The 14,942-nt window shown below is 73.5% G+C and carries 14 protein-coding genes; 7 read left to right on the top strand and 7 right to left on the bottom strand.

Translation table 11 applies throughout. The annotated features are described in order from the left end of the window. Window positions 1–7: 7 nt before the first annotated feature. Window positions 8–373: a TFIIB-type zinc ribbon-containing protein gene (locus IEY98_RS06600; protein WP_258905166.1), complete on the bottom strand. Its 366-nt coding sequence runs from the start codon at window positions 371–373 to the stop codon at window positions 8–10. 192 nt (window positions 374–565) lie between these two features. On the opposite strand from IEY98_RS06600, the gene IEY98_RS06595 reads away from it, so the two are divergent. Genes IEY98_RS06595 through IEY98_RS06585 form a run of 3 tightly spaced genes read left to right on the top strand, consistent with a single transcriptional unit; the run spans window position 566 to window position 4,613 of the window. Continuing rightward, a complete protein-coding gene (locus tag IEY98_RS06595; protein ID WP_189209337.1) occupies window positions 566–1,327 on the top strand; it encodes a 3-hydroxybutyrate dehydrogenase in 762 nt (253 codons plus the stop codon). A gap of 26 nt (window positions 1,328–1,353) precedes the next feature. Beyond that, the gene (locus tag IEY98_RS06590) at window positions 1,354–2,691 is read left to right on the top strand and encodes an MFS transporter (protein ID WP_189209336.1); all 1,338 of its coding nucleotides are present in this window, start codon (window positions 1,354–1,356) and stop codon (window positions 2,689–2,691) included. Between the two features lie 53 nt (window positions 2,692–2,744). Continuing rightward, window positions 2,745–4,613, top strand: coding sequence for a helix-turn-helix domain-containing protein (locus tag IEY98_RS06585; protein WP_189209335.1), 1,869 nt, complete (start codon window positions 2,745–2,747; stop codon window positions 4,611–4,613). Here IEY98_RS06585 and IEY98_RS06580 read toward each other — a convergent pair. Next, entirely contained in the window at window positions 4,603–5,913 is a 1,311-nt protein-coding gene (locus tag IEY98_RS06580) for an alpha/beta hydrolase family protein (RefSeq protein WP_189209334.1), read from the bottom strand. The two genes, IEY98_RS06585 and IEY98_RS06580, sit on opposite strands and share 11 nt — an antisense overlap. 145 nt (window positions 5,914–6,058) lie before the next feature. Here IEY98_RS06580 and IEY98_RS06575 point away from each other — a divergent pair, with 145 nt between their 5' ends. After that, entirely contained in the window at window positions 6,059–6,979 is a 921-nt protein-coding gene (locus tag IEY98_RS06575; protein WP_189209333.1) for an extracellular catalytic domain type 1 short-chain-length polyhydroxyalkanoate depolymerase, read from the top strand. A 1-nt stretch (window position 6,980) separates the two neighbouring features. Here IEY98_RS06575 and IEY98_RS06570 read toward each other — a convergent pair whose 3' ends face one another. The 4 genes from IEY98_RS06570 to IEY98_RS06555 form a co-directional block, all read right to left on the bottom strand. Beyond that, window positions 6,981–9,275 (bottom strand): ABC transporter permease, encoded by a 2,295-nt coding sequence (locus IEY98_RS06570; protein ID WP_189209332.1) that lies wholly within the window; start codon window positions 9,273–9,275, stop codon window positions 6,981–6,983. Further along, window positions 9,272–9,949 (bottom strand): ABC transporter ATP-binding protein, encoded by a 678-nt coding sequence (locus IEY98_RS06565; protein WP_189209331.1) that lies wholly within the window; start codon window positions 9,947–9,949, stop codon window positions 9,272–9,274. The genes IEY98_RS06570 and IEY98_RS06565 overlap by 4 nt, the downstream gene beginning before the upstream one ends. Next, window positions 9,946–10,470 (bottom strand): PadR family transcriptional regulator, encoded by a 525-nt coding sequence (locus IEY98_RS06560; protein ID WP_189209330.1) that lies wholly within the window; start codon window positions 10,468–10,470, stop codon window positions 9,946–9,948. Before IEY98_RS06560 ends, IEY98_RS06565 begins: the two co-directional genes overlap by 4 nt. A 63-nt stretch (window positions 10,471–10,533) precedes the next feature. Further along, a complete protein-coding gene (locus IEY98_RS06555; protein ID WP_189209329.1) occupies window positions 10,534–10,902 on the bottom strand; it encodes a VOC family protein in 369 nt (122 codons plus the stop codon). Between the two features lie 84 nt (window positions 10,903–10,986). Here IEY98_RS06555 and IEY98_RS06550 point away from each other — a divergent pair, with 84 nt between their 5' ends. Then, the gene (locus tag IEY98_RS06550; protein ID WP_229786639.1) at window positions 10,987–11,454 is read left to right on the top strand and encodes a CGNR zinc finger domain-containing protein; all 468 of its coding nucleotides are present in this window, start codon (window positions 10,987–10,989) and stop codon (window positions 11,452–11,454) included. Window positions 11,455–11,460: 6 nt separating this feature from the next. On the opposite strand, the gene IEY98_RS06545 is transcribed toward IEY98_RS06550, so the two are convergent. Next, the gene (locus IEY98_RS06545; protein ID WP_229786763.1) at window positions 11,461–12,669 is read right to left on the bottom strand and encodes a DUF445 domain-containing protein; all 1,209 of its coding nucleotides are present in this window, start codon (window positions 12,667–12,669) and stop codon (window positions 11,461–11,463) included. 96 nt (window positions 12,670–12,765) lie between these two features. Between IEY98_RS06545 and IEY98_RS06540 the strand changes: the two genes are divergently transcribed. Both IEY98_RS06540 and IEY98_RS06535 read left to right on the top strand, forming a co-directional pair. Next, window positions 12,766–13,932, top strand: coding sequence for a pyridoxal phosphate-dependent aminotransferase (locus IEY98_RS06540; protein ID WP_189209327.1), 1,167 nt, complete (start codon window positions 12,766–12,768; stop codon window positions 13,930–13,932). Between the two features lie 185 nt (window positions 13,933–14,117). Further along, complete coding sequence (locus IEY98_RS06535; protein ID WP_189209326.1) at window positions 14,118–14,909, top strand: hypothetical protein; 792 nt, start codon at window positions 14,118–14,120, stop codon at window positions 14,907–14,909. The last annotated feature ends 33 nt before the right edge of the window (window positions 14,910–14,942 follow it).

Here is a 14,942-nt window from a genome sequence, read left to right as displayed (position 1 = left end):
GGGTTCGTCAGTCGAACAGCTCCTCGAGGAAGCTCTTGCGGCGCTTCTTGTAGTGCCCGCCGTGGCCGTAGTGGCCGTACCCGGGGGGCGAGTCGCGGTAGCCGGGGGGCGAGTCGCGGTACACCGGCTGGCCGTAGCCCGGCTGCGGCGCGGGCGGGTACGGGGCCGGGGCCGCCGCGGGCTGGGCCGGGTACCCGCCCGGGGCGGGCTGGTACGGCGGCGGGGGCGCGGCGTTGTAGCGCTGCTCCGCGGTCAGGATCTGCTCCAGCTCACCGCGGTCGAGGAAGATCCCCTTGCAGCTGTCGCACTGGTCGATGTGGATGCCCTGCCGGTCGACCGTGCGCATCGCGCTCTGGCACTTGGGACAAATCAAAGTCACACGCTCCGTCTCTGGGCACTCCCGGCCCGACCCGACCGATCTTAGGTCGGGCAGATCACTCAGCCGTTCAACGCCACGGCACCCGCACGCGGTTCCCGACATGGTCGCGATCACCACTGCCACGCCGTCAGGTGTGGGTGGCCGACACATGGTTGGTCGGACCCGCCCAGCCTACCGTTTCCGGCCATGACCAGTGGTCCGCATCACACGCTCGACGGACGCACCGCGTTGGTGACCGGCGGGGCCGGGGGCATCGGCAGGGCGTGCGCCAGGGCGCTCGCCGCCGCGGGCGCCAAGGTGCACGTGGTCGACCGCGACGGCCCCGGCGCCGAGGCGGTGGCCGCGGAGGTGGGCGGGTGGGCGCACGTCGTCGACCTCGCCGACCCCGACGCGATCGCCGCCCTGCCCGCCGAGGTCGACGTCCTGGTGAACAACGCCGGGCTCCAGCACGTCGCCGCCCTGCACGAGTTCCCGCCGGAGCGGTTCGCGCTGATCCAGCAGGTCATGGTGACCGCGCCGTTCCTGCTGATCCGCGCGGCGCTGCCGCACATGTACGCCCGGGGGTGGGGCCGGGTGGTCAACGTCTCCAGCGTGCACGGCCTGCGGGCCAGCGCGTTCAAGGCCGCCTACGTCGCGGCCAAGCACGCGCTGGAGGGCCTGTCGAAGGTGACCGCGATCGAGGGCGCCCCGCACGGGGTGACCAGCGTGTGCGTCAGCCCCGGCTACGTCGGCACCCCGCTGGTCGACGCCCAGATCGCCGCCCAGTCCCGCGAGCACGGCATCGACCCGGCCGACGTCGTCGAGCGGGTGCTGCTCGACCGGGCGCCGATGAAGAAGCTCATCGACGCCGGGGACGTCGCCGCGCTGGTCGTGTGGCTGTGCGGGCCGCACGCGGCGCACCTGACCGGGGCATCCATCCCGGTCGACGGCGGCTGGACCGCAACATGAACCCCCAACAGGAGAACGGTGACACCATGTCAGCGACCCCGGCAGCGAAGCCCAAGTCGTTCGTGCGGATCGTCGGCGCCAGCCTGATCGGCACCACGATCGAGTGGTACGACTTCTTTCTTTACACCTCAGCGGCGGCGCTGGTGTTCAACAAGCTGTTCTTCCCGACCGCCGACCCGCTGACCGGCACGCTGCTGGCGTTCACCACCTACGCCATCGGCTTCCTCGCCCGGCCCATCGGCGGCCTGGTGTTCGGCCACTTCGGCGACAAGGTCGGCCGCAAGAAGCTGTTGGTGTTAAGCCTGCTGCTGATGGGCGGGGCGACCTTCGCGATGGGCCTGCTGCCGACGTACGCCGCGATCGGCGCGGCGGCGCCGATCCTGCTGACCCTGCTGCGGCTGGTGCAGGGCTTCGCGCTCGGCGGCGAGTGGGGCGGCGCGGTGCTGATCGTCTCCGAGCACGGCGACGACCGCAGGCGCGGGTTCTGGGCGTCCTGGCCGCAGTGCGGGGCGCCGGGCGGGAACCTGCTGGCCACCGCGGTGCTGGCGGTCCTGTCGTCGACCCAGTCCGACGAGGCGTTCCTGTCCTGGGGCTGGCGGGTGCCGTTCCTGCTCTCCGGCGTGCTGGTCGTCATCGGGCTGTGGATCCGGCTGACGGTCACCGAGTCGCCGGTCTTCGTCGCCGCCCAGGCCAAGGCGGACGCCACCGAGAAGCACGTGCCGGTGGTCGAGGTCTTCCGCCACGGCTGGCGGCGGGTGCTGATCACCATCGGCGCGCGGATGGCGGAGAACGTCTCGTACTACGTGATCACCGCGTTCATCCTCGTCTACGTCACCACCGGGCTCGACATGGACCGCACTGTCGGCCTCAACGCGGTGCTGATCGGTTCGGCCGTGCACTTCCTGACGATCCCGGTGTGGGGCGCGCTGTCGGACCGGATCGGGCGGCGCGCGGTGTACCTGATCGGCGCGGTCGGGGTCGCGGTGTGGTCGTTCGCGTTCTTCGCGCTGCTGGACACCCGCTCGGCCGGGCTGGCGATCGTCGCCGCGACCGTGGGCCTGGTGCTGCACGGGGCGATGTACGGGCCGCAGGCGGCGTTCTTCAGCGAGCAGTTCCCGACGCGGTACCGCTACACCGGGCTGTCCATCGGCGGGCAGCTGTCGTCGATCGCGGCGGGCGCGGTCGCCCCGCTGATCGCGACGGCGCTGTACCAGCGCTTCGACAGCACGCTGCCGGTGGCGCTGTACGTGGTGGCGATGTCGGCGATCACCGCGGTCGCGGTGCTGTCGGCGCGGGAGACCCGCGGCGCGTCGCTGCACGACACCGTGCCCGCCGCGCCGAGGCAGACCGCGCCGGTGGTGTGACCGGCCGTCGCGGGCCCCGGGATTCCCCGGGGCCCGCCGCCGCGGGTGCGACGATGGCACGCGTGGAGGACGCGGCGGTGGAGAGCGCGGTGGCCGGGCTGCTGGCGCTGCTGGCCGACGGCGCGGGCGGGGACCGGCTCGCGCAGGTCGTGATCGCCGCGCGGGCCGCGGGCGTCGACGGCGCTGAGCTGGCCGCCCTGGAGCGGGCGACCGAGGACGCGCTGCGCGTGCGCGCGACGGTGGCCGCGCACCAGCGGCGCGAGGCCGAGCTGGCCGCGCTGTTCGACACCGCGAGCGACCTGGCCCAGCTGCGCGACACCGACGCCGTGCTGCGGTCGATCGTGCACCGCGCGCGGATGCTGCTGGGCGTCGACGTGTCGTACCTGAGCATGAACGACGAGCGCAGCGGCATCACCTACATGCGGGTGACCGACGGCTCGGCGTCGGCGCTGTTCCAGCAGGTCACCCTGGGCATGGGCGAAGGGCTGGGCGGGCTGGTCGCGCAGACGGCCCGCCCGTACGCCACCCGCGACTACTTCGCCGACAGCCGCTTCAAGCACACCTCCCCGATCGACTCGTCGGTGAAGGACGAGGGCCTGCGGGCGATCCTGGGCGTGCCGCTGGCGCTGGGGTCGAAGGTGATCGGCGTGCTCTACGCCGCCGACCGCACGCCGCGCGACTTCGCCGCCGAGGAGGTGGCGCTGCTCAGCTCGCTGGCCGACCACGCCGCGATCGCCATCGACAACGCCCACCTGCTGGACGAGACCCGGCTGGCGCTGGCCGACCTCAACCGGGCCCACGAGACGATCAGCGCGCACAACGCGGCGATGCGCCGCGCCGAGGACGCCCACGACCGGCTGATGGACCTGGTGCTGCGCGGCGGCGACCTCTCGTCGGTCGCCGCGGCCGTGGCCGACGTGCTGCACGGCGGGATCGCGGTGTACGACGCCTCGGGGTCGGTGCTGGCGGCGGTCGGCGAGTGCGCGGGCCCGTCGGCGGACGCGGTGGCCGCCTCGCGCCGGACCGGGCGCGCGGTGTCCACAGGGGACTCCTGGGTGTGCGCGGTGCTCGCGGGCCCGGAACCGCTGGGCAGCCTGGTGCTGTCCGGACGTCCGGTGCTGGACGACGCGGACCGGCGGCTGTTCGAGCGCGCGGGCGTGGTGACCGCGCTGCTGCTGATGCTGCGCCGGTCGGTCGCCGCTGCCGAGGACGAGGTGCGCGGCGAGTTGCTGACCGACCTGCTGACCGCCCCCGACCGCAACCCGGCCGCGCTGGTGGACCGGGGCAGGCGGGTCGGGGTCGACCTCACGGCGTCGTACGCGGTCCTGGTGGCCACGGCCGACCACGTCCCCCGCCGCAGGCTGGCGATGGCGGCGGCGCGCTACGGAGTCCTGGCGGGCGTGCACGCCGAGCAGGTCGTCGTGCTGGCTAGGGACGCGGCGCCGGGCGCGCTGGCCGCCCGGATGGCGCGGGAGCTGGGCGCCGACGGCCCGGTGACGGTCGGCGCCGCCGGTCCGGCGAGCGGACCGGCGGGCCTGGCGGAGGCGTACGCGGCGGCGGCGCGGTGCGCGCGGTCGCTGATCGCGCTGGGCCGCGCGGGCGAGGGCGGCTCGGCTGCGGACCTGGGCTTCGTCGGCCTGCTGCTCGGCGACGGCGCGGACCTGTCGACGTATGTGCGCGACACCCTCGGCCCCGTGCTGGACTACGACGCCCGCAGGGGAACGGACCTGGTGCGGACGCTGGAGGCGTACTTCTCCTGCGGGACCAACCTCACGCGCGCGAAGGAGGTCCTGCACGTGCACGTCAACACGGTGGTGCAGCGGCTGGAGCGGATCGGGGCGCTGCTCGGGCCCGACTGGCAGGAGCCCGCGCGCGCCCTGGAGATCCACCTCGCGCTGCGGGTGCACCGGCTCAGCCGGTGAGCGCGCAGCCCGTCGCCGGGTCGGGCCGGTCGAACGGGACCGTGCCCGAGCGCGGGGCCGCGCCGTGGTCCAGCCACGCCTCCATGGCGTCGAACGCGCTCAGGAAGCAGGGGGCGATCGGGCGCAGCCGGTCGGGGTAGGCGTCGTAGAGGCCGTCGACGTGGGTGCCGCCCTCGATCCGGAGGTAGCGGTGCAGGTGGCCCCGGCCCGCGTCGGCGATCATCGCGGCGTAGGTGTCGGAGTCGCCGATGGGCAGCAGCGTGTCGAGGTCGCCGTGCAGGGTGATCATCGGCTTGCCGAGGCGGCCGGTCAGCGCGACGCGGGACACCGCCTTGTGGACCGAGCGCGGGCGGGAGGCGTAGTCGTAGTCGGCGTCGCAGGAGGGCGTCCCGCTCGCGCAGAACGGGATCCCGGCCTCCAGGTCGCCGTCGTAGGCCGGGTCGAACTCCTCGCGGTAGATGCGCTGGGTCAGGTCCCAGTAGACGCGGTAGTGGTAGTCCCAGAGGAACTCCGTGCCCGAGGGGAAGCCGGTGGGCTCGCCCGCGGGATACGCGCGCAGCGCGGGCGGCAGGGTGGTGAACAGGTTCGGCCCCTCGGCCGTCCACAGTGTCCCTTCCCAGTCGATGCCGCCGTCGTAGAGCCAGGGCGCGTTCTCCAGCTGCCAGCGCACGAGGTAGCCGCCGTTGGAGATGCCCGCCATCAGCGTCCGCTCGACGGGACGGCCGTAGTGGCGGGCGGCGGCGAGCCGTGCGGCGACGGCGAGTTGGGTGACGCGGGCGTTCCACTCGACCAGCGCGTCGCCCGGCCGCCTGCCGTCGCGGTGGAAGGCGGCGCCGGTGTTGCCCTTGTCGGTGGCGGCGAACGCGTAGCCCTGGGCGAGGACGTGGTCGGCGATGGCCCGGTCGTTGGCGTACTGCCGCCGCACGCCGGGCGCGCCCGACACCACCAGTCCGCCGTTCCACCGCTCGGGCAGCCGGATGACGAACTGCGCGTCGTGGTCCCAGCCGTGGTGGGTGTTGGTGGTCGAGGTGTCCGGGAAGTACCCGTCCACCTGCACCCCCGGCACCGCGGCCTGTCGGGGCAGCGCCGCGGGCGTCAGCCCGGCCCAGTCCGCGGGGACGGTGTGTCCGGACGCGACGGTGCCCGTCGTGGTGAGGTCGTCCAGGCAGGCCGCCTTCTGCGCCGCCGCCCCCGGCACCCGGGGCGCGGCGCACCCGCTCGCCGCGGCGGCGGGAACGGTCAGCGACGCCAGCAGTCCGACAGTCAGTCCTCCAGCGGTCAACGCGGCACGAGGGAGCATGGCGCAGACCGTAGGCAGGCCGAGGCGGGCGGACCATGAGCGCCGTCCACACATCCGGGCGCTCCGATGTGGTGCCCGGCACCGTGGATCACCGCGACCCCCGCGCCTAACGTCGAGTGATCGGCATCACAAGGAGGCGGTGGGGATGCGCGCGATGGCAGTGGTGGTCCTGACCCTGGCGGCGCTCCTGGTCGGCGCGCCCGCCCGGGCGGCGACGGAGGTGCCCTGGTTCGGCACGAATCCGGGGAACCTCAAGATGTTCCGCTACACGCCATCGGGTCTGCCCTCGGGCAGGCCGGTGGTCGTCGCGCTGCACGGGTGCACGCAGGACGCCTCGTACGGGACGAACTCGGGATGGACGGAATTGGCCCAGCGCTGGGGTTTCACCGTCGTGATGCCGCAGCAGCAGGCGATCAACAACGGCAACCGCTGCTTCAACTGGTTCCAGTCCGCCGACACCACGCGGGGGTGGGGCGAGGCCGAGTCCATCGCCCAGATGACCCGCAAGGCGCTGTCCGACGCCGGAACCCGCCGCGCCCACGTCACCGGCCTGTCGGCGGGCGGCGGGATGACCTCGGCGATGCTCGCCGCCTATCCGGAGCTGTTCGCCGCGGGCGGCATCGTCGCGGGCATCCCGTACGGCTGCGCGGTCGCCCTGTACGAGGCGTTCTCCTGCATGAACCCCGGCAAGAACCTCACGCCCGCCCAGTGGGGCGCCAAGGTCCGGGCGGCGAGCGGGCACACCGGGCCGTGGCCCGTCGTCGGCGTCTGGCACGGCACCGCGGACACGACGGTCGCCCCGGCGAACCTGCGCGAGATCGTCGAGCAGTGGACGAACGTCCACGGCGTGCCCGCCACGCCGACCAGCACCGACACCGTGAACGGCTACCCGCACGCCCGGTACGGGAGCGCGGTGGAGACCTACACGATCACCGGCATGGGCCACGGGCAGCCCGTGGACCCGGGCGCCGCGGCGGGCCAGTGCGGCCGCGCCGCGGCGTACGTGCTCGACGTCGGCGTCTGCGCCGCATGGCACATGGCCGCCGCGTGGGGCATCGCCGGGTGAGTCACTCCGTGCGCAGCGACTCCACCCGGGTGGCGCTGCGCAGGAACGGCAGCGTCACCAGGCACACCAGCACGCCGAGGACCGCGGCCGCGCCGGTCATCACGCCCACGCCCGCCCAGTCGACCAGCAGCGGGTCGTTGGTCATCCGGTTGACCAGCGCGGCCAGGCCGACCCCGGTCGCCACCGCGACGACGACGCCGAGCCCGATCGGCACGCCGATCTGCCACAGCAGGGACCGGGCGATCGACCCGGTGGGCACCCCGCTCGCGGCCAGCACGGCCAGCGGGCGGCGGCGCTCCCTGATGTGCTCGACGGCCAGCACCAGCAGGCTCACCCCGGCCAGCATCAGCGTGAACAGCGAGCCGATCAGCAGGCCGCGCTGGATGGTCAGGAACGTCTCCTGCTCCTCGGTGACGTTGGCGCCCATGTTGCCGTCGAAGTAGAAGTCGGTGCCCACGAGGTCGAACGTGGCGTTGCGGAGGTGTTCGATGGTGTCCGGGTTGGACGGGTCCATCATGATCCGCAGGCCGACCCCGCGGTCGTCGGCGCCGGGCGGGGCGGCGGCCGGGGTCACGAGCAGGTTCTCCGAGCGGCCCATGCTGTCCTCCACGGCGATCTCGCGCACCTCGGTCGGCAGCGTCCACTCCCCGAGCGCGGCCATGCCGTTCTCCGTCCACTCGATCGACGTCAGCCGCTGCCCGGGGGCGTAGCCCTGGTCGGCGAGCGCGTTCGGCCAGGTGAAGACGTCGCCGTCGGCGCAGTCCGCGACGCGGTAGACCCGCTCGATGTCCGCGCACGAGGCGATGGCCACGCCCAGGACGTTGTTCTCGTTCATGTCCGCGCTGAGGTCCGCGGTGGTGAACCGGGCCACCCACTCGACGCCCTCGACGCCCGAGAGCAGCTCGGCGATCTCGTCCGCGCCGTCGGCCCCGACCCAGCCGCGGGCCATCGGCTCGGTCACCGCGCCGGTCCGCCCCGGCTGGTCGGTCTGGCCCAGCCCGACGGCCGATGCCTGGGAGAACAGCAGCGCCTGCAGGGCGATCGCGCCCGCCAGCACGACCGCGATGCCGCCGATCACCCGCGCCGACGTGCCGCTGTCCAGCTGGAGCCTGCGCACCGCGAGCTGCCACGACGGCGGGCCGCCGCGCAGCCGGGAGACCACGCGCTCGACCACGACCGGCAGCAGCACCGGCACGCCGACCAGCATCAGCGTCGTGCCCATGGCGATGCGGACCGCCCAGATGTCGCTGTTCTCGTCGCCCAGCTCCACCAGCAGCAGCGCGGCGCCCGCGGCGACCAGGAGCAGCCGCCACACCACCCGCCTGCGGACCGGCCGACTGAATCGGACCACCCCCAGCGGCTCGATGATCGTCCGGCGCAGCGCGGCCTGCGCGGTGAGGACGGCCAGCGCGGGCACGGCGACGACGATCACGCCGACCAGCCACCACGACGGCACGACGTCGGAGGGGTAGACGCCCACGCCCATCAGCCGCACGCTCGCGGCCACCGGCCGCAGCAGCAGGAACGCCACCGCGCCCACCACCAGCCCGGCGAGCGCGCTGACCAGCGTCTCGGCCGCCGCGATCCGCCTGACCTGGCGGCTGTCCCCGCCGACCAGGCGCAGCGCGGCGAGCCTGCGGTCGCGTTCGGCGCCCGCGATGCGGGTGCTGGACGCGACGAAGATGAACACCGGGACCAGCAGCGCCACCACGCCGAGCAGCAGGAGCAGCAGGAACTCCGGCTGCAGGTCCCGGTCGTAGGTCACCCCGAACTTGTAGACGGCGGTGACGTCGCCCTCGGCGTAGTCCTGGCGCAGCCCGGTGTAGGCCTCCAGGTCGTAGGGGTCGGCGACCGCCTCGGGCGGGAGCACGCCGACGACCCGCTGCGGGAACCTCGGGCGCAGCAGCTCGGACTCCGGGCTGTCCAGCAGCTCCTTGAGCGCCGCGGACACGTACATCTCGTCCGCGGCGGGCATGCGCGGCACGCCCACGGGCAGCGGCGAGTCCGGCCCGGTGCCGCGCAGGCGCTTGACGCCGATCCGCTGGCCGCGGAAGGACGTGCCGTCCCAGACCATCTCCGTCGGGGCGACGCCCTCGATCGGCGTGGAGTCGGGCGACTGCGCCATCGTGCGGTCGTCGCGGTTGCCCGCGATCGTCCCGACCGAGGCGGCCATCAGCAGCACCAGGACGGCGATGCCGACGCCGATGGTGCTCAACACGAACCGGGCGACGGAGGTCCGGCCGCCCCCGACGGCCAGCCGGACCCCGATCGCCAGGTCAGAACGCCACCCGCTCACGGAACCAGCTCCGGCGAGCGCGTCCGGCCGTCGCGCACGATGACCTCGCGGTCGGAGTACGCGGCCACCCTGGCCTCGTGGGTGACGAGCACGATCGCCGCGCCCGTCTCCCGCGCCGTCTCGACCAGCAGGCGCATGACCTGCTCGCCGTTGAGCGAGTCCAGCGCGCCGGTGGGCTCGTCGGCGAAGACGACCTTGGGCGCGGTGACCAGCGCCCGCGCGACGGCCACGCGCTGGCCCTGCCCGCCGGAGACCTCGCCGGGCCGCTTCGCACCGACCTCGCCGACCTCCAGCCGGTCCAGCCACTCCCGGGCCCGCGCCTCGGCGACGCGGCGCTTGGTGCCGCCCAGCCGCATCGGCAGCGCCACGTTCTCCAGGCAGGACAGCTCGGGCACGAGCTGGCCGAACTGGAACACGAACCCGAACGCGCCGCGGCGCAGCGCGCTGCGCTCCTTGTCCGTCATGGCCGAGAGCTCGCGGCCCGCGTAGACCACCGAGCCGGAGTCCGGCGCGACGATCCCGGCCAGGCAGTGCAGCAGCGTCGACTTGCCCGAGCCGGATGGGCCCATGACGGCGACGACCTCGCCCGCCGCCACGCTCATGCCCGCGCCGTCGAGGGCCGGGGTGCTGCCGAAGGTCTTGCGCAGGTCCGTCGCGCTCAGGATCGGGGTCATTCCGCCACCGCCTTGGCCAGCTCGGTCAGCCGCGCGGCGGTCAGCTCCAGCCAGCGCAGGTCGGCTTCCAGGTGGAACAGCGCGTGGTCGCAGATGAGCTGGTCGGCCAGGTCGCCGCCCTGCTTGCGCCTGGTCAGCTCCCGCATGGTCCGCAGGTGCGCCGCCCGCTGGACGTCGAGCACCTCCTCGGCGCTGCGGCCGGACATGAGGGCGAGCACGACCTTCGTGTAGAGCGCGCTCTGCAGGTACACCTGCGGGTTCTCCGGGGTCACCAGCCAGGCGCCGAGGTCGGTGACCCCGGCGTCGGTGATCGCGTAGCGCTTGCGCTCGGGACCGCCCCCGGCCTCGACGCCGCGCTCCTCCACCAGTCCGTTCTTCAGCAGCCGCGAGAGCGTGGCGTAGACCTGCCCGTAGGCCAGGGGGCGGTCCTGCCCGAAGTGCTCGTCGTAGACGCGCTTGAGGTCGTATCCGTGCCGCGGCCCTGTTTCCAGCAGGCCGAGCAGGGCGTGTCCGATTGACATGCCGGCGACTCTACAACACGCGTATACACCCCGTGAATAGGCGGTCTAGCTGGGAAGATCCGATCAGACGGTCAGGCAGAACGGGTGGCCCGCCGGGTCGGCGTAGACCCGGAAGGACTTGGCGTAGGTCTCGTCGAGGAGCTTCGCGCCCAGGGCCGTGACGCGCTCGTGGCCCGCGTCGAGGTCGTCGACCCGCAGGTCCAGGTGCAGCATCTGCGGGTGCTCCCCGCCGGGCCAGGTCGGGGCGACGTAGTCGGGGATGCGCTGGAACGCGATCCGGCCGAGCGGGCCGTCGAGGTTCACCCAGCCGCCGTCGTCGTCGACCTCCGGCTCATCGGGCCACTCCAGCACGCGCCGGTAGAAGTCGGCGAGGGCGGCGGGATCGGGGCAGTCCAGCACGACGGTGAGCCGGGTGGGCCGGGAGTCAGCCATGTCATCCTCCATTCGTAACCGGTGATCTTGAGTATGGGGGTTATCTCCGATCGCTGCAACCGGTATCGGGCCTACAGTGGTGTCGTGACCACCGACCACGACGTGGAGCTGGTTCTCGATTTCCTCAACACGGTCGACCTCGACCGCGGCACCGACGTCCTGGCCGATCCGCTGGCCTGGCAGGCCTGGCTGGCCGACCGGGGACTGACCGGCGGGCCGCTGGCGCGGGTGCGGGCCGTGCGGGCCGGACTGCGGGCCGCCGTCGGCGGACCGCCCGCGCCCCCGCCCCCGCCGGTCGAGGTGCGGGTCGAGCTCGTGGCGGGCATACCCAGGTTCGCCGCGGTTGATGTCACCGGCGCGGTGCTCGCCGCGGCGAGCAGGCTCGCGGTGCTCGACGAGTGGGAACGGTTCAAGATCTGCCCGGCCGACGACTGCCAGTGGGCCTTCTTCGACCGCTCGCGCAACCGCAGCCGGACCTGGTGCTCGATGCGCGTCTGCGGCAACCGGGAGAAGGCGCGGGCCTGGCGCGAGCGCGCCAAGCTCAGCCTCTAGGCGCCGTCAGCCGATGAGCTGGGCGACGGTGTAGATCGCCAGCCCGGCCAGCGCGCCGACCACCGTGCCGTTGATCCTGATGAACTGCAGGTCCCTGCCGACCTGCAGCTCGACCTTGCGCGCGGTCTCCTCGCCGTCCCAGCGGCGGACCGTGTCGGTGATCAGCGTCGTGATCTCGTCGCGGTAGTTGAGCACGACGTGCGCCGCGGCGCCCTCGACCCAGCCGTCGGCCTTGGCGCGCAGCGCGTCGTCGGACTCCAGGCGCTCGCCCAGGGTCACCAGGCCCGCGCGGACCCGGGTCCGCAGCTCGCTGGACGGGTCGCCCGCGGCGTCGAGCAGCAGGCGCTTGGCCGTCGCCCAGATGGAGCCGATGAGCTTCTGCACCTCGGGGTGGTCGACGACCTGCTGCTTGAGCGCCTCGGCCTTGCCCATGACCTTCGGGTCGTGCTGCAGGTCGTGGGCGAACTCGCCGAGGAAGCGGTCCAGCGCCAGCCGCATCGGGTGGTTGACGTCGGTCTTGACGTTCCAGGCGAACGATAACGCCTCGTTGTAGACCTTGTCGGCCACCAGGGCGTCGACGAACTTCGGCGACCACGTGGGCGAGCGGCCGGAGACGACGGTGACGATCTGGTCGTGGTTGCCCTGCACCCACTCGTAGGCCTGGTCGCAGAGCAGGTCGACGAGCTTGTGGTGCGAGCCGTCGGCGAACACCCGCTCCAGCACCTTGCCCAGCGGCGGCCCCCACGGCGCGTCCATGATCCGCTTGACGACGGCCTGCTCGACCACCGCCTGCACGTCGTCGTCGCGCAGCACGGTCACCAGCCCGCCCGCAGCGGTGGACAGCTCGGCGGTGACCCGGTCGGCGTTCTCCCGCCGCGCCAGCCACGCGCCGAGCTTCGCCGCGACGCCGACGCGCCGCAGCCGCTCGCGCACGACGTCCTCGGACAGGAAGTTCGACCCCACGAAGTCGCCCAGGCTCTGCCCGAGCTGGTCCTTCTTCGTCGGGATGATCGCCGTGTGCGGGATCGGCAGGCCGAGCGGGCGGCGGAACAGCGCGGTCACGGCGAACCAGTCGGCCAGCGCGCCGACCATGCCCGCCTCGGCGGCGGCCTTGACGTAGCCCACCCACGGCGGCGCGCCCGCCGACTGCCACAGGGTCATGGCCAGGAAGATCAGGGTCGCGCCGCCGAGGAAGGCCAGCGCGACGCCCTTCATCCGGCGCAGGGCGCGGCGCTTCTCCAGCTCGGCGGGCACGGGGGCCAGGGCGCTCGGGTGGTCCACAGCCGCCATTGTCCGTGAGAAGGTGGCCCCATGTCGGAGACCCCGCTGGTGCCGCGACTGCGGCCGTTCACCTCGACCATCTTCGCCGAGATGACCGCACTGGCCGTGCGGACCGGAGCGGTGAACCTCGGCCAGGGCTTCCCGGACACCGACGGCCCCGAGGCGATGCTGGAGCGCGCGCAGCGGGCCATCGGCGAGGGCGTCAACCAGTACCCGCCGGGGCCGGGCATGCCCGAGCTGCGGGCCGCGATCGCCGCCCGGCGGGCCCGCTTCGGCCAGGAGTTCGACCCCGACACCGAGGTGCTGGTCACCGTGGGCGCTACCGAGGCCATCGCGGCGTCGCTGCTCTCGCTGGTCGAGCCCGGCGACGAGGTGATCGTGTTCGAGCCCTACTACGACTCCTACGCCGCGTCGGTCGCCATGGCGGGCGCGACCCGGGTGACGGTGTCGCTGGCCGAGCAGGAGTCCGGCCGCTTCGGCGTCGACGTCGACGCGCTGCGCGCCGCGGTGACCCCGCGCACGCGCGCGGTCCTCGTCAACAGCCCGCACAACCCGACCGGCACGGTGTTCACCCGCGATGAGCTGGCCGGGATCGCGGCGGTCTGCGCCGAGCACGACCTGATCGCCATCTGCGACGAGGTGTACGAGGACCTGGTCTTCGACGGGCACGCCCACCTGCCGCTGGGCGCGTTCCCGGGCATGGCCGAGCGCACGCTGACCATCTCCAGCGCGGGCAAGAGCTACAACTGCACGGGCTGGAAGATCGGCTGGGTGTGCGGGCCCGCGCCGCTGGTGGGCGCGGTGCGCGCGGCCAAGCAGTTCATGACCTTCGTCGGCGGCGCGCCGTTCCAGCCCGCCGTGGCGCACGCGCTGTCCCATGAGGACGCCTGGGTGGCCGCGCTGCGCGAGTCGCTGTCGGACAAGCGCGAGCGGCTGTCCGCTGGCCTGGCCGACGCGGGCTTCGCGGTGCGGCGGACCGAGGGCACCTACTTCGTGTGCGCCGACGTGCGCCCGCTGGGTTTCACCGACGGCCTACAACTGTGCCGCGAGCTGCCGGAGAAGGCAGGCGTGGCAGGCGTTCCCGTGCAGGTGTTCACCGACAACCCCGACCGCTGGCGCCACCTGGTGCGGTTCGCCTTCTGCAAAAAGGACGAAGTGATCGACGAGGCTTTGGCACGACTGCGCAAACTCCGCTGACCCCCGTCACCCGATCGGCTGAATTCCACCGTCTGTGACTGCGCCACCCGTGGTTCGGGCGGAGGTATCCGTCTTTCCGGGTGGAACCCGCCCGGTTAGGGTGCGGTGACGCGACTCGGTGCTGGATAGTGGCTGGGTCGTCGTAGCGGCATCGGGAACCGCCGGGACGGAAGTGGGGTGAGGCCGTGGACACCACACGCGCCCGCGCCTCGCTGCTCTGGTTGCGCAGGCTGGCGGTGGTCGCCGGATTCCTGTTCTGCGGCTGGCTCATCGGCGCCACCGCGGCGACCGCCGACTCCGGACTGTCCGATCTGACCGATGAGCTGATAGACCGGGCCGCGGCGGGCGAGGACATCTCCACCCTCATCCACTCCGCGTTCGAGGTCGTCGACCCCCAGCCGCAGCGGCAGGAGTACGCCGCCGAGGAGCCGGAGCCCGAGCAGACCAGCTCCGCGCAGGGGTCGGCCAGCTCGACCCGCGGCGTCGAGGTCGAGAACACGACCACCTACGGCGGCGTGGACTACGGACCCGGCCCGCGCGAGGTCACCACCGCCTCGGTGGCGGACCCCGTGCCGGTCGCCGTCGTGCCCGCCCCGCAGAAGGCCGCCCCGCCCGCCAGGGCGCCCGCGTCCGTCAAGCCCGCGCCCGCCCCCGCCACCCGCGCCGTCGAGGTCCACCGGGCCCCGGCCGCGCCCGTCGCGGCGGCCGTCGCGGCCGAGCCGTCGGACGACGGCGAGCGCACCGCGCCCGCCGAGCGGCCCGCGGAGCCGCCCGCCCCGCCCGCGCCGAGCACGCCCGCCTCCGGGTCCTCGGCCGGGTCGGCGCACGACGGCGGCGGCCAGGCCCGCGGCGCGCTCGGCGTGCTGGCCACCCGCGATCACGCAGCCACGCCGTCCGGCGGTTGGCCGATCGTCTACCCCCAGGTGCTCGGCGCCGCGGTCGAGGCCGCGGGCTCCCCGACGTGCCGACCTGACTGACCCCGTTCCCGCGGGACACGTGTGCCCTTTTCC

The organism is Actinokineospora fastidiosa, from assembly GCF_014648415.1.
Classification (GTDB): Bacteria; Actinomycetota; Actinomycetes; order Mycobacteriales; family Pseudonocardiaceae; genus Actinokineospora; species Actinokineospora fastidiosa.
Note: the sequence above shows the minus strand (reverse complement) of the source record. Positions and strands in the feature narration are given on the sequence as shown.